At 71.2% G+C, this 17,050-nt stretch carries 16 protein-coding genes and 1 pseudogene; 8 read left to right on the top strand and 9 right to left on the bottom strand.

The genetic code is table 11. The annotated features are described in order from the left end of the window. The first annotated feature begins 26 nt into the window (after positions 1 to 26). From ACGFI7_RS00485 to ACGFI7_RS00475, 3 genes are read left to right on the top strand one after another with little or no spacing between them, the layout of a single operon-like run. The gene (locus ACGFI7_RS00485) at positions 27 to 1,085 is read left to right on the top strand and encodes an AAA family ATPase (RefSeq protein ID WP_393397503.1); all 1,059 of its coding nucleotides are present in this window, start codon (positions 27 to 29) and stop codon (positions 1,083 to 1,085) included. After that, positions 1,082 to 5,272, top strand: a complete 4,191-nt coding sequence (gene fxsT, locus ACGFI7_RS00480; RefSeq protein ID WP_393397501.1) for an FxSxx-COOH system tetratricopeptide repeat protein — start codon at positions 1,082 to 1,084, stop codon at positions 5,270 to 5,272. The genes ACGFI7_RS00485 and fxsT overlap by 4 nt, the downstream gene beginning before the upstream one ends. Next, a complete protein-coding gene (locus tag ACGFI7_RS00475; protein ID WP_393397498.1) occupies positions 5,269 to 5,583 on the top strand; it encodes a DUF397 domain-containing protein in 315 nt (104 codons plus the stop codon). The genes fxsT and ACGFI7_RS00475 overlap by 4 nt, the downstream gene beginning before the upstream one ends. Here the strand turns inward: ACGFI7_RS00475 and ACGFI7_RS00470 are convergent. Continuing rightward, positions 5,569 to 5,760, bottom strand: coding sequence for a DUF397 domain-containing protein (locus ACGFI7_RS00470; protein ID WP_393397495.1), 192 nt, complete (start codon positions 5,758 to 5,760; stop codon positions 5,569 to 5,571). The genes ACGFI7_RS00475 and ACGFI7_RS00470 overlap by 15 nt on opposite strands. Positions 5,761 to 5,887: 127 nt before the next feature. Here ACGFI7_RS00470 and ACGFI7_RS00465 point away from each other — a divergent pair, with 127 nt between their 5' ends. Beyond that, on the top strand, positions 5,888 to 6,115 hold the full coding sequence (locus ACGFI7_RS00465; protein WP_393397492.1) for a DUF397 domain-containing protein: 228 nt from the start codon (positions 5,888 to 5,890) through the stop codon (positions 6,113 to 6,115). Here the strand turns inward: ACGFI7_RS00465 and ACGFI7_RS00460 are convergent. After that, positions 6,106 to 7,167 (bottom strand): hypothetical protein, encoded by a 1,062-nt coding sequence (locus tag ACGFI7_RS00460; protein WP_393397489.1) that lies wholly within the window; start codon positions 7,165 to 7,167, stop codon positions 6,106 to 6,108. The genes ACGFI7_RS00465 and ACGFI7_RS00460 overlap by 10 nt on opposite strands. Positions 7,168 to 7,233: 66 nt before the next feature. Between ACGFI7_RS00460 and ACGFI7_RS00455 the strand changes: the two genes are divergently transcribed. Next, positions 7,234 to 7,902, top strand: a complete 669-nt coding sequence (locus ACGFI7_RS00455) for a hypothetical protein (RefSeq protein WP_393397486.1) — start codon at positions 7,234 to 7,236, stop codon at positions 7,900 to 7,902. Here ACGFI7_RS00455 and ACGFI7_RS00450 read toward each other — a convergent pair. From ACGFI7_RS00450 to ACGFI7_RS00425, 6 genes are all read right to left on the bottom strand, one after another. After that, positions 7,894 to 8,574 (bottom strand): GntR family transcriptional regulator, encoded by a 681-nt coding sequence (locus ACGFI7_RS00450; protein ID WP_393397483.1) that lies wholly within the window; start codon positions 8,572 to 8,574, stop codon positions 7,894 to 7,896. The genes ACGFI7_RS00455 and ACGFI7_RS00450 overlap by 9 nt on opposite strands. A gap of 32 nt (positions 8,575 to 8,606) precedes the next feature. After that, on the bottom strand, positions 8,607 to 9,746 hold the full coding sequence (locus tag ACGFI7_RS00445; protein WP_393397480.1) for an ABC transporter ATP-binding protein: 1,140 nt from the start codon (positions 9,744 to 9,746) through the stop codon (positions 8,607 to 8,609). After that, positions 9,743 to 11,485, bottom strand: coding sequence for an ABC transporter permease (locus ACGFI7_RS00440; protein ID WP_393397477.1), 1,743 nt, complete (start codon positions 11,483 to 11,485; stop codon positions 9,743 to 9,745). Before ACGFI7_RS00440 ends, ACGFI7_RS00445 begins: the two co-directional genes overlap by 4 nt. A gap of 67 nt (positions 11,486 to 11,552) precedes the next feature. Next, complete coding sequence (locus tag ACGFI7_RS00435; RefSeq protein WP_393397474.1) at positions 11,553 to 12,626, bottom strand: ABC transporter substrate-binding protein; 1,074 nt, start codon at positions 12,624 to 12,626, stop codon at positions 11,553 to 11,555. Between the two features lie 118 nt (positions 12,627 to 12,744). Further along, positions 12,745 to 13,449: a response regulator transcription factor gene (locus tag ACGFI7_RS00430; protein WP_393397471.1), complete on the bottom strand. Its 705-nt coding sequence runs from the start codon at positions 13,447 to 13,449 to the stop codon at positions 12,745 to 12,747. 9 nt (positions 13,450 to 13,458) lie between these two features. Further along, complete coding sequence (locus tag ACGFI7_RS00425; protein WP_393397468.1) at positions 13,459 to 14,391, bottom strand: sensor histidine kinase; 933 nt, start codon at positions 14,389 to 14,391, stop codon at positions 13,459 to 13,461. Positions 14,392 to 14,739: 348 nt separating this feature from the next. Here ACGFI7_RS00425 and ACGFI7_RS00420 point away from each other — a divergent pair, with 348 nt between their 5' ends. Continuing rightward, positions 14,740 to 15,270 (top strand): pyridoxamine 5'-phosphate oxidase family protein, encoded by a 531-nt coding sequence (locus tag ACGFI7_RS00420; protein ID WP_393397465.1) that lies wholly within the window; start codon positions 14,740 to 14,742, stop codon positions 15,268 to 15,270. 44 nt (positions 15,271 to 15,314) lie between these two features. On the opposite strand, the gene ACGFI7_RS00415 is transcribed toward ACGFI7_RS00420, so the two are convergent. Next, positions 15,315 to 15,776 (bottom strand): VOC family protein, encoded by a 462-nt coding sequence (locus tag ACGFI7_RS00415; protein ID WP_393397462.1) that lies wholly within the window; start codon positions 15,774 to 15,776, stop codon positions 15,315 to 15,317. A gap of 671 nt (positions 15,777 to 16,447) precedes the next feature. On the opposite strand from ACGFI7_RS00415, the gene ACGFI7_RS00410 reads away from it, so the two are divergent. Then, the gene (locus ACGFI7_RS00410; protein WP_393397459.1) at positions 16,448 to 16,672 is read left to right on the top strand and encodes a hypothetical protein; all 225 of its coding nucleotides are present in this window, start codon (positions 16,448 to 16,450) and stop codon (positions 16,670 to 16,672) included. Between the two features lie 102 nt (positions 16,673 to 16,774). Further along, a pseudogene (locus ACGFI7_RS00405) lies at positions 16,775 to 16,987 on the top strand (transposase); the annotation flags it as partial. Positions 16,988 to 17,050 lie beyond the last annotated feature (63 nt).

Genomic DNA, 17,050 nt, shown 5'->3' with positions numbered 1-17,050 from the left:
GACATTCGAGTGAGGATTATCCACAGATGAGCGTGGATCGACCACCCACGGAGCGGCTTCCCGGGGAGGGTGGATCGGCGGCCATCCCGCGAGGTTGGCTGGTCTACAGCGGCACCGGGCAGCCGCGTGACGGCGCACGCCTGCTCGACGAGCTCCCGCCCCCGCCTCCGTGGCGGGCCTTCGACGGCGGTCCCGTCCTGCCCCGGCCCGCCGAGGACCTGCCCGAGCTGCGCAGACGGCTCGGCGACGCCATCAGGCGCACCCCCGACGAGCAGGAGATCCTGGCGATCAACGCCGCTCTGTGCCTGCGCCGGCCGCTGCTGGTCACCGGCCCGCCCGGGGTCGGCAAGTCCACTCTGGCCTACCAGGTCAGCCGCGAACTCCGGCTGGGGCCGGTGCTGCGCTGGCCGGTCAACAGCCGCAGCACTCTGCGCTCCGGGCTGTACGACTACGACGCCGTGGCGCGGGTGCAGGACGCGCGGCTCACCGGCGCCGAGCCCCGGGTCGGCGAGTACGTCCAGCTCGGCCCCCTGGGCACCGCGCTGCTGCCGTACGAGCTGCCGCGCGTGCTGCTGATCGACGAGTTCGACAAGTGTGACGCCGACCTGGCCAACGACCTGCTGGACGTCCTGGAGGAGGGCGGCTTCCTGATCAGGGAGCTGTTCCGCGCGCGGGCCCGCGAGCCCCAGTCGACCGTCTACACCGCCGACCGCGAGGGCACCGCCACGGTCAGGGAGGGCTGGGTCGGCTGCCGCGCCTTCCCCTTCATCGTCATCACGAGCAACGGCGAACGCGAGTTCTCGCCCGCGTTCCTGCGCCGCTGCATCCGGCTGGAGATGACCCAGCCCGGTGAGGAACGCCTGGCCGAGCTGGTCGGGGCGCACTTCGCCGACCGGCCCACACCGCACCAGGACCGCATCGTCCGGGAGTTCCTGGAGTACCGCAGGCACAGCCCGGTGGCCGCCGACCAGCTGCTCAACGCGCTCCACCTGGTGATCAACGGGAACGCCGACCCCGACGACCGCTCCTGGCGGCAGATCCTCGACGTCGTGCTGCGACGGCTGGACGAGGCAGGCGCGGGGTGAGCCGCCCGGCCGACCCACCGCCGGACCGCGTGCCGCACTGGCAGGAATCAGCCGACCTGCTCTGGCTCGCCGCACTGGCGGCCCGTCGGCCGGACACCGGCGGCGGGGGCGCGCCCCCGGCCCGCCTGCCGCCCCCGGCGCCACCCTCCGAGCAGCCCGCCGACCCCTCCGGCCGCCCGCCGCCCTCCCCCGCCCCGCCGAGCCCGCCCGATCCCGAAGGCGAGGTGCGCGGCGTCCCCGCCGTCCCCGACCTCACCGGCGGCGCCGAGAACCCCCGCGAGGTCACCACCGCCTCGGCGAGCCGCCGCCGCGCCGTCACCCGGGCGCTGCTCGCCTTCCGCCGGCTGACCGCCTCCGTGCACGGCACGAGCGAGCTGGACGAGGAGGCGACGGCCGACCGGGCCGCCGAGGACGACCTCTGGCTCCCGGTCCTGACCGCTCCGCTCGAACGCTTCCTCGACCTCGACATCGTCATCGACGACAGCCGCTTCGCCCTGCTGCATCGCAACGCCGCGAACGGCTTCGCCGCCGCGCTCACCGACACCGCCGCCTTCCGCACCGTGCGCACGCACCTGCTCGACACCGACGTCAAGCACGAGTACGAGCTGTTCCTGCGCAGCGGAGGGCCCGGCGGCCCGGCCGTGCCGGCCTCCTCGCTCGCCCGCCCCGGCGCCGGACGCCGGCTCGTCGTCGTGCTCACCGACGGCGTCGGCGACGCCTGGCACACCCGGGCCGCGCACCGCAAGCTCGCCCGCTGGGGGGCCGCTCACGCGCTCGTGGTGATCCACCTGCTGCCCGCCCGGCTGTGGCGGCGCACCGGCATCACGCCCGTACGGGCCCTGCTGCGCAACCGCCGCCCGGCGGGACCTGCCGGGGCGTACGTGGCCGCGACGCCGCCCGGATCGGTGCCCGTGCCGGTCATCGGGCTCGACGCCGGCCAGGCGCGCTCGTGGGCGGCGTTCGCCATGGCGGTCCAGCCGGCCTGGCACGGCACGATCGTCGCCTGCTCGCACGACCAGGCCGAACCCGAGCCCGAGCCGCAGCCGGAGGACGAGCTCTCGGCCGAGCAGCGGGTCTGGCGCTTCCGCATGGGCGTCTCGTCGACGGCGTTCGAGCTCGCCGTCCACCTGGCCGCCGCGCCGCTGAACCTCTCGGTGGTCCGGCTCGTCCAGCGCAAGCTCGTGCCCCGGGCCACCGAGGCGCACCTCGCCGAGGTGCTGGGCAGCGATCTGGTGCGCCGCGCCGAGCCGCACCCGGTCAGCCCGAGCGTGCCGTACGACTTCGTGCCGGGGGTCCGGGCGGAGCTGCTGCTGGCGGGGCGGCGCTCGACCACCGCCGAGGTGCTGGTGACGGTGGTCGATCACCTGAGCCAGGAGGTCGACGCGCTGAAGGCGCTGCGCGAGGTGATCGTCTCCCCCGGCAGCGCCGCCGTGCCCGAGCTGTCGCCCGAGCTGTCACCGCTGGTCGAGCCGACGGTGTCGGCCCTGGAGGCGATGGCCGGCAGCTACAGCGCGCCCGCGCGTGACCTCAGGGATGCCATTAGTGACCAGATGGGCAGGAGTGAAGAGCCGCCCGCCGGGCACGCCTCGAACCGCGATCTGCCTCGCCCTGAAGACAGTGTCTACACGCATGTCGTCAAAGATCTGCCGACGCCGGATCCCTTTGGAGTGACCATCAATATGAGCGCGACACCTGTGGCACCGAAACGAGAGTCGCACGAGCCGACGCCGGTCTGGAACGTCCCGCAGAAGAACCACAACTTCACCGGGCGCGAAGACATTCTCACCCGGCTGCACGAGCGACTGTCGAGCGGGACCACCGCGGTGCTCCCCGAGGCGCTCCACGGTTTGGGCGGCGTCGGCAAGTCGCAGATCGCCGTCGAATACTGCTACCGCCACCAGAAGGAGTACGACCTGATCTGGTGGATTCCCTCCGAACGCCTGACCATGGTCCGTCAGGCCTTCGTCGACCTTGCCGCCCAGCTCGAACTGCGGGTGTCGGAGCCCAACGTGGCGGAGCTGGCGGTGAAGGAGGCGCTGCGGCTCGGCAGACCGTACGGCAACTGGCTGATGGTCTTCGACAACGCCGAGGACGTGGAGGAGATCAGGAAGTTCTTCCCCACCAACGGGCCCGGCAAGATCATGGTGACCTCGCGCTCGCGCGACTGGTTCTCCTACGCCACGCCGCTGGAGGTGGACGTCTTCACCCGCGCGGAGAGCCGCGACCTGCTCCGCCGCCGCGGCCCCGATCTGAGCGACCACGACGCCGACCAGATCGCCGACCGCCTCGGCGACCTGCCGCTGGCCATCGAGCAGGCGGCGGTGTGGCTCGCCGAGACGGGCATGCCGGTCTCGGAGTATCTGGAGCTGTTCGACGCCCAGCGCAACGAACTGCTCGACGTCGAGGGCACCGAGAAGTCGGTGGCGGCGGCCTGGAACGTCTCCTTCGACCGCCTGCGCACCACCAACCCCGCCGCCCTCCAGCTCCTGCAGGTCTGCGCCTTCCTCGCGCCCGAGCCGATCCCGAGGTCGCTGCTGGTCGGCAGCCGCGACCTGGAGGGCCCGGAGGAGCTGCTGCAGGTGCTGCGCGACCCGATCGAGATCAGCCGCACCACCCGGGCGCTCAACCGGTACGCGCTCGCCAAGGTCAACTACCGCGACAACACCATCTCCCTGCACCGCCTGGTCCAGCGCGTGGTGACCAGCCAGCTCACCGAGGACGAACGCCACCAGCTGCGCCACTGCGGCCACCTGCTGCTGGCCAACGCCGACCCCAAGGCGCCCAACGACCAGGGGCGCTGGCCCAGCTATCACGCCCTGTTCCCGCACATCTTCTCCTCGCGGCTGGAGGAGTGCCCCGACCCGTGGGCCAGGGGGCTGATGCTCAACACCATCGACTTCCTCTTCCTGTGGGGCGACCGGTCCGGCTACCTGTCGATGGCCGAGCGCGTGGTGGAGACCTGGAGCGCGCAACTGGGGCCGGAGCACGACGCCACCCTGACGGCCGAGCTGCGGCTGGGCCGCGCCAAGCGGCTGTTCGGCCACTTCGAGGACGCGTACCGGCACCACCTGCACGCCCGCGACGCGCTGCGCGAGCGGCTCGGCGCCGACCACGAGCGCACCCTGGAGGCGCAGGGCTATCTCAGCGCCGACCTGCGCTACCTCGGCCGCTTCACCGAGGCGATGGAGATCGACCGCGAGGCCTACGAGACGCTGCGCCGCCGCTTCGGCCCGGACGAGCCGCTGACCCTGGAGCAGGCCCACCTCCTGGCCATCGACTACCGCCTGGCCGGCAACCCGGTCCGGGCCAGAGAGCTGGACGAGGACACCTACCAACGCAAGCTGGAGCTGCTCGGGCCCGACAGCCGCAGCACCGTCAGTACCCGGCTGGCGCTGGCCATCGACGTCATGGAGTGCGGCGAGTATCTCGCGGCCCGTGACATGCAGGAGGAGCACACCAACGAGCTGCGCGCCCGCTTCCAGAACTCCCATCCGTCGACGATGGACGCGATCGTGCTGCTGTCGGTGATGAGCCGCAAGGCGGGCCGGAACGACGAGGCGCTCAAGCTCTCCGAAGAGGCGATGTCGCTGTTCAAGGCCCGATACGGCGAGGACTCGCAGAGCACCGTCGCGGTGGTGCTCAACCACGCGCTCAACCTGCGGGCCATCGGCGACCTGACGCAGGCGGTGGAGCTGGGCAGCCTCGCCCGGGAGCAATACTCCCGGATCTTCGGCCCGAACCACCCCAACACCCCCACGGCGGCGGTCAACATCGCGGTGGCCCTACGGCTCATGGGCCGGGTCGAGGAGGCCCGCGACCTCGACCGCGATTCGCTGGAGGAGCTGACCCGGATGCTCGGCGCCGAGCATCCGCGCACGCTGCTGTGCGCCATCAACTACGCCAGCGACCTGCACGCGCTCGGCGCCCACGAGGAGGCGCTCGCCCTCGACCGGCAGACTCTGGAGCAGCTGCGTATGCATCAGGGTCACGACCACCCGACGGCCATCGCCTGCCTGTTCAACCTCGGCCTCGACCTCAAGGCGGTGGGCCGGCACGAGGAGGCCGCGGTGACCCAGGCGCAGGCGATGGACGCCTACCGGCGCGTGCTGGGTGACGATCACCCCGCGCTGCTCTCCCGGGCGCAGGGGAGGAGAGCCAACTGCGACATCTACCCGATGCCCGTATGATCCCCGCGTCCGACCCCGAGGCGGAGATGCTCGTATCGACACGTACCCGAGAACCGGAGTATGACGACGTGCAGTTGCCCTGGCGGAAATCGAGTTGGAGTGATGACGGCGGCGGCTGCGTGACGGTGGCCTATCTCGGCGCGTCCTGTGCGGTCAAGGACAGCCGGACGGCCGGCCCGTACTTCGTGGTGTCGATCGCCTCCTGGCGGGCCTTCGTCGCCGGCGTCAAACGGGGGGAGATCGGCCCGGACCTCATGACCGGGCCGGATGGGGCGCCGTCGCCGCGCCCCATCCACTCAGACCGAGCGTGACTTGATCGCGTCGAGGAAGCTCTGCCAGTCCTCGCGCGAAATGCTCAGATGCGGGCCGGACGGGTCCTTCGAGTCGCGGACGGCGACTCGGAGGCCCTGCGGCGCGACCTCGACACAGGTGCCGAGGTCCTGCTCGGTGCAGTGGGAACTCCTCCGCCACGATGGCGCTGGAAGCATCTTCACTCCTATCTTGACTACTGTCAGTGACAGTTTCACTACTCTAGTGCCCGTTGCCGCCAGGGAATAACGGGAATTCCGAGTGCGCCATATCGGACAAATCCCGAATATCGCATAAGATGGGCGCATGCTGCCCATGAAGCCCAAAGCTACAGATTTCGACCTTTCATCTATTACGTGGGTAAATAGCGCTGCAGATCTTGATATTAGCGATCCGGTGGAAGTGGCGTTCGTCGAGAACGTCATCCTCATGCGCAATGGCGGCCAGGACGACGGCGCGATCCTGGTGTTCACGCAGCCGGAATGGGAGGCGTTCGTCGCGGGAGTGCTCGGCGGCGAATTCGACTACGACTGAGCCCGGTAATCCTCGACCGCGGCGGCCAGCGCGCGCACGGGCCGGGCGTCGCGCCCGTCCAGGCGTTCCACGACCTCCTGAAGGCGCCGCAGCCCGTCGGGATACTCCTCGCACACCTTCGCCAGGCTCAGCAGCGCCGGACGGGTCGAGTCGGCGCGCCGTACCCGGCCGGCGATGTCCGGGCCCAGCAGGAGCAGCACGTCGTCGCGCCCGGCCGGGGTCCGCAAGGTGGACACCTGCTCCATGACCTCCACCAGGTCGAGCAGCGAGAGCGGCGGACGCTCCCGGGCGCCCGCCGCGTCCGGTGGCAGGGCTTCGAGCAGGGCCCGTGTGTAGGCCGCCGCGGCCGTCGCCGCGGGCCGGTGCCAGTCGTCGTTCTTGGCCGCGTCGCCGTAGTCGCTGACGCCGCGTACCACCAGACATTCACGCCCGCCCAGCCAGGCGCTCGACGCCGTGCCCGCGCCCTCCATCTCGATCGCCAGCATGCCGTGCGCCAGCTCCAGCTCGTCGCGGCGGGCCGCGCTGCGCAGAAGCTCGTCACCGCTGCCGATGGCGCCGTGGAAGACCCGGGGCTCGCCCTCCGGCGGCTCGAAGCCGGGCAGCGGCGTCAGCCACCGTTCCCACGGCTTCTCCCCCCGCAGCTCCGCCACCCGCAGGTCGTTGACCGCGCGCAGCAGCAGCGGGGACGGCGCGAGGGTGTGCCCGCGGAGCGAGCTGCCCGCGTCGGTGACCCGCCGGTGGCTGTAGTGGACCACCCCGTCGGTGCCGACCACGACGTCGCCGAGCCGTACGCCCCGGCGCGGCACGCCCAGCGCGATGCCGCACATGATCACCGCCCGGATCCGCGGGAAGCTGCGCACCAGGTGCGCGCAGGCCTCGGCGGCCATGACGTTGCCCGTCGCGGCGAGCGACGTGGTCACCACGTCCCCGCAGGCGAGACGGGCCAGGACGTAGTGGTTGCCGTCGCCGTCCACCCGTACGGGCTCGACCGGGCCGAGCGCGTGCTGGAGCGCCGCCGCTTCGACGGGCAGCGCGGTGATGACACCGATCATGTCCACTCCTCGGGGCGGGGAGCCTTCACCCTAGACCGGCGACGACCGGTGGATCACGATGGTGCCATGCAGGAATTGATCATCGGCATCGTCAGCTCCCTCCTCGCCGGCGGCATCACCGTCGCGGCCGGCTGGCTGGGGCTGGCCTGGCCCAGGCGGGTGCTGGTGCGCGGGCTGTCGAAGCTGACCGGGGTGGGCATCGAGCGCTCCTACACCAAGCAGTCGGCGGCCAACGCCGACCTGGCCGCCGACCTGCGCACGGCCCGCTGGATCAAGGTCCTGACCGGACGGGGCAACGAGCTCACCCGCGACAGTTTCCAGGTCGTGTGGCAGGCCGGCAACCCGGTCCTGGAGTACGGGCACGTCCTGCTGCCCGATCCCGACGATCCCGGCGGCTGGCTGGCCAGGCGGGAGCAGGAGGTGCGGCACGCGGACCCCGGCTTCGGCGCGGGCCTGCTGGCCGACCAGCTGCGGGTCAACATCCGCTACCTGAACGCGGTCGCCGCACGCGAAGCCAAGATCGAGGTCAGGCTGTTCGACGCGCCGCACACCCATCGCGTGATCCTGACCGACCGCGTCGCCTACTTCACCCCGTACCAGCCCGGCGTGCACGGCCGGAACTCGCCGTGCCTGGTCTTCCGCGCCGGCGGCGCGATGTACGACCACCTGCTGCGGACCTTCGACATCATGTGGCAGGCCGCCAGGACCGCCGCGGAGGACGAGCGGTCAGTCTGACGGCTCGGCGTCTTCCGGCAGGGTGTCGAGCAGCGGGGCCAGCGTCTCCCAGTTGGCCCGGGTGGCGGCCGCCGCCCCCGCCACGTCGCCGGCCGCGCACAGCGCGATGATCCGCTCGTGCTGGGCGACCGACTCCCGGCCGCTCAGCGACGAGAAGCGGAGCCGCTCCAGCCGCCGCAGCACCGGCGTATACCTCTCCAGCACGTCGCGCAGGGCGTCGTTGCCGCAGGCGGTGACCAGCACGCCGTGGAAGTCGTCGTCGGCGGCGATCGCGCCGGGCACGTCCTCGCGGCGCAGCGCGTCGGCGAACCGCGCGTTGGCCTCGCGCATCTCGTCCAGCGCGGCGGCGGGCAGGCCGGGCAGGGCCTCCCGGACGGCGAGCTCGTGCATGGCGGCCGTGACCGACTGGGCGTTGCGCACGGCCCGCACGTCGACGGGGCTGACGATCGTGTAACGGCCGGGCTTGGTCTGGACGAGGCCCGCCTGCTCCAGCCGCGCCAGCGCCTCGCGCACCGGGGTCCGGCTGACGCCGAGCCACTCGACCAGGTCGGCGTCGTTGAGCCGCTCGCCCGGGGCGAGCGTGCCGTCGACGATGGCGTCCCGGATCGCCCGGTAGGCGTTGTCGCGGAGCAGCGACCTGGAGACCAGACCGCGATCACGGGGAACCGGCATGCAGCATATTGCAGCCGTACGCCCGATCACTGTCAAACGCGGGCCCCGCCCTTGCCGAGGACGTACGCCCGCGCCGGGTCGACGGTGACCGTGACGTTGGCGCCCTCGTCGAGCATGCGGCGCGGCTCAGGACCGGCCAGCGTCACCGCGAGCGTGCCGGAGCTCGTCTCCACCTCGTAGTCCACGCTGTGGCCGTGGAAGGTCGAGCGCAGCACCGTGCCGACGCCGCCGTCGGGCGCGGCCGCGAGCGAGAGGGTCTCCGGCCGCAGCATCAGGTACGCCGGCCCGCCGGCCCGCACGTCCTGATGCGCCGGCACCGTCATCTCCCGTCCCAGGGCGTTGACCACCGCGCCGTCCCGGCCGACCCGCTCCGGGACGACCTCGATGAAGTTGGCCCGGCCGATGAAGTCCGCGACGAACACGGTGGCCGGGCGGAAGTAGATGTCGGCCGGGGCCGCCACCTGCTCGATCCGGCCCTTGTTCATCACCACCACCCGGTCGGACATGGTCATCGCCTCGTCCTGGTCGTGCGTCACGTACAGGCTGGTGATGCCGAGCCGGCGCTGGATGCGGCGGATCTCGGCGCGCATGGCGCCGCGCAGCTTGGCGTCCAGGTTGGACAGCGGCTCGTCGAAGAGCAGCACCTTCGGCTGGACGACGAGCGCGCGGGCCAGCGCGACCCGCTGCTGCTGCCCACCGGACAGCTCGTGCGGGCTGCGGTTCTCCAGGCCGACGAGGTTCATGCTGGTGAGGGCGATCTCGATGGCGGCCGCGGTCTCGTCCTTGCCGCGCCGCTGGGTACGCAGCCCGTACGCGATGTTCTCGCTGACCGTGAGATGCGGGAAGAGCGCGTAGCTCTGGAACACCATGGCCATCGGGCGGCGCTGCGGCGGCAGCGCGTCGATCACGTCGCCGTCGAGCCTGACGTGCCCGCTGGTGGCCTCCTCCAGCCCGGCCACGATCCGCAGCGTGGTGGTCTTGCCGCAGCCCGAGGGGCCGAGCAGGGTGATGAACTCGCCGGGCGCCACGTCGAGCGTGACCGTGTCGACGGCGACGACCGGATCCGCGCCGCGGGCCTGGAAGCTCTTGGTCAGCCGGTCCAGGTGGAGGCGGCCGGCCTCGTCGCCGCGGTGGGCGCTGCCGGGGTCGGTGCCGACGTGCGTGGCCGTCATCGCTTCTGCCTTTCGGTGGAGCCGGTGACCCGGTGGAGTGTGGCGTTCCGGCCGACCAGCAGCCGGATGATCCCGAAGCCCGCCAGCACGATGGCGGTCAGCACCGTGCAGTAGGCGAAGGCCACGCCGTACCTGCCGGTGTTCGCGGCGCTGAGGATCTGCGAGGTGATGATGCGGGTGCCGGGCGTGACCAGCAGGATGATCGTGGAGATCGAGGTCATGCACCGGGCGAAGCTGTAGCTGAGGCCGGTGAGCAGGGCCGGGCGGATCAGCGGCAGGGTGACCTTGCGGAAGGTGCGCAGCGGCCCGGCGCCGAGATCGGTTGAGGCCTCCTCCAGGCTCGGGTGCACCTGCGACAGCGCCGCCGTGCCGGTGCGCAGTCCCGCGGGGACCGAGCGGACGATGTACGCGAGCACGATCGCGATCGAGCCGCCCGCCACCGCGCTGCCGCCGACCAGGCCGGGCAGCACCATCAGGTCACCGACGTACCGGTCGGGGCGGTAGGCGAGCAGGTAGCCGATGCCGAGCACGGTGCCCGGCACGGCCACGCCGAGCGTGCCGGCGAAGTCGAGCCAGCCTCCGGAGCGGGGCAGGTGACGGACCGCGAGCCAGGCGATGACCAGGCCGAACGCGCTGGCGATGGGCGTGGCGATGACGGCCAGCGTGGCGGTGTCCGCGATCGCCTCCCGGCCGACGCCGAGCAGCACCTCGTGCAGGTGGGCGAAGGTGAGCGTGTGGTCCACGCCGAACACCCGGGTGACACCGCCCGCGACGACCGTGCCGTACAGGGCCACGATGACCAGCGCGACGAGCACCGCCAGCGCGTAGACGGGCCAGCGGACCCAGCCGGTGATCAGATGCACGCTGCCCGACGGCTTGCCGGTGATGGTGGTGCGGACCTTGCGGCCCAGCCAGTAGCGCTGCGCCAGGAAGACCCCGATGGAGGGCACCAGCAGGATCAGGCTGTAGACCGAGGCGCTGGTGGTGTCGTACTCGCCGGTGACGGCCAGGTAGGCGCGGCTGGCCAGCACCGTGTAGTCGCCGCCCACCACGAGCGGGTTGGCCAGGTCGGCGATGGCCTCCACGAACAGCAGCAGGAACGGCGCGGCGAGCCCGGGCGCCAGCAGCGGCAGCATCACGGTGCGGAAGATCCGCCAGCGGGAGGCGCCCAGCGTCATGGCGGCCTCCTCCATGGCCGGGTCCAGGCCCCGCATCATGCCCAGCAGGCCCAGGTAGGCCACCGGGAACAGGGACAACGACAGCACGAACACCAGGCCGTCCAGGCCGTAGATGTCGTACTCCAGGCCGAGCAGCCCGTGCGTGATCAGCCCGCGCCGGCCGAACAGCACGATCGTGGCGGTGGCCACCGCGAACGGCGGGCTGACCACCGGCACCAGCGCGATGAGGTGCAGCACCCGCTTGCCCGGCACGTCCAGCCGGGTCTGCACGAACGCGAACAGGAAACCGATCGCGGTGCCGGCCAGGCCGACCAGCAGGCCGAGGACGAGCGTGTTCCACAGGATGCGCAGATCCACCGCCGAGGTGAAGAACTGCGCGTACCGGGGCATCGCCTCCGGAGAAAAGGCCGCCGTCAGCACCGCGCCGATGGGGAAGACGGTGCCGACGACGACGAGCGCGACGCACGCGACGATCGCCAGCAGCACGCTCAGCTCGCGCCGCCGGCGGCGCGGCCGGTGGACCGCGCCGGGCGGATCGGAAGTGGGGATCAAAGTGGTCATGTGTGGGTCTCCCGCAGGTGGTGAACCGGCCGGGGGCGAGGCCCCGTGCCGCCCTCGGCCGGGGCGGTCATTCCTTCGGGGCCTGCGCGACCTCGCTGTCGAACCGCCGGGTGAGCGCGGACTTGGCCGCGCCGGCGACGACGCTGTCGTACTCGACGAGCTTCACCGCCGCCAGGTCGACCGTCTTGTCCGACTTCTTCGCGCCCGGGTTCGTCGGCGCCTGGTAGGACTTGACGGTCGGCCCGATCTCCTGCGCCTCGGGGGTGAGCGCCCAGTCGATGTACTTCTTCGCGCTCACCGGGTTGTGCGCCCCCTTGACCAGCGCGACGCCGCCCACCTCGTAGCCGGTGCCCTCGGCCGGGAAGCTGACCTCCAGATGCGGGAAGCCCTGCTCCCGGGTCGCCACGCAGTCGTGGGAGAAGACCACGCCGACGCCGACCTCGCCGCGCGCCACCTGCTGCGCGGGCGCGGCCCCGGACTTGCTGTACTGCAGCACGTTCGGGTGCAGCTTCTTCATGTACGCCAGCGCGCCGTCCTCGGAGCCCCCGTTGAGCAGCACCTGCGTCCACACCGCCGTGTAGGCGGTGCCGGAGGTGGACGGGTGCGCGATGCCGACGTTCTTGGCCAGCCCCTGGTCCAGCAGGCCCTGCCACGACGCGGGCACCGCCACGCCCTTCTCCTTCAGCACCTCGGTGTTGGCGCAGAAACCGAGGACGCCCACGTACACGCCGGTCCAGGTGCCCTTCGGCTCCTTGTACCGGTCGGGGATGGCGGCGGCGTTCGGCGACACGTACGCCTCCAGCAGCCCCTGGTCGGCGGCGGCGGCGTAGCCGTCGGCCGGGCCGCCGTGCCACACGTCGAACTCCGCGTCGGCCTTGCCCGCCTGGATGCGGGCCAGCGCCTCGCCGCTGGACAGGCGGACGAACTCCGCCTTGACGCCGGTCGCGGCGGTGAAACCGGCGGCCATCGCCGCGCACCACTCCTCCGTGGCGCCGCAGGCCACCGTCACCTTGCCGCCGTCGGCGGCGGCCGCGTCCGCCGGGGCCGCCGAGGTACGGGCGCAGCCGGAGACGGCCAGCGCGAGCACGCCGGCGAGCGCCACCACCGGCTGCCGGAAACGACAGATGTGTTGCGGAGTCATGGATGCCTCCAGGGATCGACCGGCGCCCGGGGCGGGCCGCTTGGTTGCTGTGTACCGACCGTAGGTCGCGGGCGCGCACCGCTCCGTAACAGCGCTGTGAGGCTTGGTGACAGCGGCGTCACCGGGGCGGGTCGTCGCCGGGAAGCAGGTCCGGCATCATGTAGCCCACGCCGCGCACGGTCTGCACGTATCTCGTCGCGTCCCCGTCCAGCGCGGTCAGCCGCGACCGCAGCCGGTAGACCGTCGTCTTCACCACGTCGCGGCCGCCCACCAGGTCGGCGGTACCCCAGACCGCGCGGAGCAGGTCCCGCCACGACTGCGGGCTGCCGCGCCGCGCCGCGAGATGGGCGAGCAGCTTGAACTCGGTGTACGGCAGCTCCACCCGCCGTCCGGCCACCGTGACGGTGTGCAGCGCCGAGTCCACCACCAGGTCCCCGACCCGCAGCACCGCCCCCTTGCCGCCGTGGCGGCGCCGCACCAGCGCCTGCGCGCGCAGCGCCACCTCCCGCGGATGGAACGGCTTGGTCACGTAGTCGTCGGCGCCGCACTCCAGCCCGGCGATGATGTCCTCGTGCTGCGCCAGCGCGGTGAGCAGCATGATCGGCACGTCCGACCTGGCCCGGATCCGCTCGCACAGCGTGAGCCCGTCGAGCGTCGGCATGAGCACGTCCAGCACCACCAGATCCACGTCGTACGAACGCAGCAGGTGCAGCGCGGTCGCCCCGTCATGCGCGGTGTGCACGGTGAAACCCTGGGTCTGCAGCGCGAACTCGACGATCGCGGTCATCTGCGGTTCGTCGTCGACGACGAGAGCGGTGGCCATCGCGCCCCCTCAGCCGGGCAGGGTGAACAGGAAGGTGGTGCCGTGCATGGACGTCGTGTCCACCATGATGGACCCGCCGTGCAACTCCACAATGGTCTTGGTGATCACCAGCCCCAGCCCGGTGCCGTCGGCCAACGGCCGGCCGGTGGCGAACCGGTGGAACAACCTGCGCCGCTGCTCCCGGGTCATCCCCGCGCCGTCGTCGGTGACGTACACGGCGATGCCGAGATACGTCCCGGTGTCGATGACCGCCACCCGGACGTCGATGCTGCCACCGACGCTGGTGAACCGGCTCGCGTTGGACAGCAGATTGGTGAGCGCCTGCGTGAGCAGCAGCGGGTCGGCCGCGATGTCGGGGGTGACCTGCGGGGTGTCGAGCGTGATCCGCTGCCGCCGCTCCGCGCAGAGCGGGCGCATCGCGGTGACCACGTCGCGGGCGAGCACGGACACGTCCACCCGCTCCAGGCGCGGGGTGAACAGGCCGGCCTCGATCTTCGCCTGGATGAGCAGGCTCTCGCAGAGCGCGATCACGTGCGCGCACTGCCGGTCGACCACCGCCAAAAACCGCTCCTGCGCCGACGTCAACGGCCCCGGGGTCCGCTCCACCAGCAGGTCGACGGCCCCCTTCATCATGCTGAGCGGCGTACGGAGCTCGTGACTGAGCGACGTCACCTGCTCGGCCCGCCGCTCGACCAGCTCACCCAGCCGGTCCAGCTCCGCCTGCTGGGCGGCGACCAACCGGCGCATGCCCGCCACCGCCAGCCCCACCCCACCCGCGAACGCGGCCAGCGCCGCCGCCACCGGCCACGGCCCCGCCACCAGCGCCCCGGCCGCCCCCGTCGTCGCGACCAACCCGGCCAGCAACGGCAGCCGTGAGAACCGGGAGACGAGCGTGCGCGCGACCCGGTGCAACCTGGCGGAGAGGGGGGTGGGGATCTCCATGGTGCCTCGCTGCGAACGTACCAGCCCACCCTCCCCGACCCGAGGCCCGCACCGCTCAACGGACGGGGTGGAGGAGGCACCACGAAGCAGGCCCCACGGACTCCGCGGCCCCGGGCGTGACAGAGCTGGACCGACCCGCCTTCCTCCTCAACCAGGTGACAGACCCATCCGCCCAGGCCCTACCAACTCCGGCCGGGGACCCCAGACGTTCCAGATCACCGTCTGAGGCCCGTCACCGGCGGGCACAGCAGACATGAGGCGATCAGCTTGACACCAAGAAACACGACACAAGGTGTCGGGTTTCGCATCCACCATGTGACGGCAACCCATCGAAGGACAAGGAACCAGATGCGTGAAACCCCAGAGGAACTGGAAGCACTCCAAGCACTCCTCGACGCCTCACTCTCCCGCTCCACCTCACACCTGCGCTCGATCATCAACACCGACCGCACCCTGACCGCGGCCCAGCTCACCCAGGTCCTCACCGGCATGTGCACCCTCGCCCTCTCCACCGTGACAGCGAAGGGCGAACCCCGCATCAGCGGCGTGGACGGACACTTCCTGCACGGCATGTGGCACTTCGGCACCGCACGCGACGCCGCCAAAGCCCGCCACCTCGCCGCCCGCCCCGCCGCCAGCGCCGCCCACCTGCGCGGCGAGGACCTCGGCGTCTTCACCCACGGCACCGCCGAGATCCTCAACCCCCGAAGCGGCCCGGCCTCCCCGCACTGGCCGGACCTGCTCGCGTACCTCAAGAACTTCTACGGCGACGACGCCTTCGACTGGGAACAGGAGGTCGTCTACTACCGGCTCCGCCCACAGTGGATGACCGTCTACACCCCCGACCCGGCCCACCTGCTCACAACCCCCAAGAGCTAGCAGCCCAGCCGCTGCCACGCCCCCGCCGGTCAGAGCTCAGGCCATCAGTCCAGGCAGAACTCGTTGCCCTCGGGATCGGCCATCACGATGGTTCCGGCGTCCAGCGGAGGAGCGGGATCGATGCGACGCAGCCGCTCCGCCCCCAACGCGACAAGCCGCGCACACTCGGCCTCCAACGCCGCCATCCGCTCCTCCCCCTGCAACCCAGGAGCCGCGCGGACATCAAGGTGCACCCGATTCTTGGCAGTCTTCCCCTCCGGCACCCGCTGGAAGAACAACCGGGGACCGTGCCCCTCCGGATCCTCGATGGCCGACCTGCTGTTGCGCTGGTCCTCCGGCACCCCGATCCGCGCGAGGAAGTCATCCCACGCGGCCAGCGGGTCGGCCCCCTCCGGCACATCCACCCCAGGCGGACCCGGGTGGACGTAGCCCAAGACCTCACGCCAGAAGGACGACAACGCCCGCGGATCATGAGCATCGAAGGTGACCTGCATATGACGACTCATCGAATCGCTCCGTTCAAAACTCTCGGGTACGGGTGAAGCTCCGCTCGCAAACCAGACCTCCCCCGTCCACAGCTCTCGCGTACGAGTGAAGCTCCGCTCACCAACCAGACCTCCATCACCAGACTGGTCCAGCCAAAGTCGTTTCCGACCAGGTGGCTACCATGCCCCGTCCCACCGACAGAATCGACCCGCTACGCGAATCACCGAACGTTCAGCAGCCATCGAGCACTCCACCCCGCAAGCCCGAGCACCCCCAGCCACGCCGCACCCTCTTAGCACCAAGCCATCGAGCGCCCCGATCACAAGCGCGCTGCACCGGGAGAGCGAACACCCCAGCCGCACCAATACGTCCTGGCCCAAGCCATCGAGCGACCCGATCACGAGCACGAGCTGCACCGGGAGCGCGAACACCCCAGCCAGGCCAATCGTCCTGACCCAAGCCATCAAGCAGCCGACCGCGAGCGCGAACACGATCAGCCCAAACACATCAGAGGGTTTCTCGCGAGTTGATGTCCCTTTGATCGCTTGCATTGCCCTGGAAGAGCTGGTCACGAACCCTCCGATCAGGCTACGGGCGCGGCTGAGCTAACAATCCCTGCTCGATCTCCGGCACCCAAGGCGGAGGCGACGGGCACACCAGCCTCCGGCTACTCTGGGAGAAGGAGGACGACATGACCGACGCGAGCGGCCAGGCGAACCCCGGCACGGACGACGCCAGCGGGCAGCGCTGGAGCCGGCGGACCTTCAGCCCCGAGGTGGTCGAGCGGGCCCGCGAGAAGACCCGCCACGAGCAGGCGGAGCGCCGTCGGCGATTGTTCGGCGACCGGCAGCCGTTCGCGGTTCCCGAGGACATCATCGACGTCGACTTCGACCCGAACGTCCACCCCGGGGCCTGAGAGGGCGGTTCCAGAGCTGCCGCCCGCCGTGCCCCGTTGTGGTCGGGTGAATCTGTAGCGTTATGCCTGGCTGGTGAGAGTGGATGTGCTGGGGATAGCCGGGTGAGTGAACGCAAGCCGTACGCGAGCGACTTATCCGACGAACGCTGGGCTCCTATCGAGCCGGTGATCACGGCGTGGAAGGCCGCGCCCCTTCGGCCAGCGGTCACCCGGGCCACTACGAGATTGTGGGAGATCGTTAACGCGATCGTCTACCAGAGCCGGACCGGCTGCCAGTGGAGCCTGCTGCCCCATAGAGCCTGTGACCGGCCCTCCTCATGCAGCGCAAGCGATCAATGGGACATCAACTCGCGAACCGCCCTCTCACACCCTCGTGGT

The sequence above is a fragment of the Nonomuraea sp. NPDC048826 genome (assembly GCF_043198225.1).
GTDB lineage: Bacteria > Actinomycetota > Actinomycetes > Streptosporangiales > Streptosporangiaceae > Nonomuraea.
This window is presented reverse-complemented; position numbering and strand designations above follow the sequence as displayed.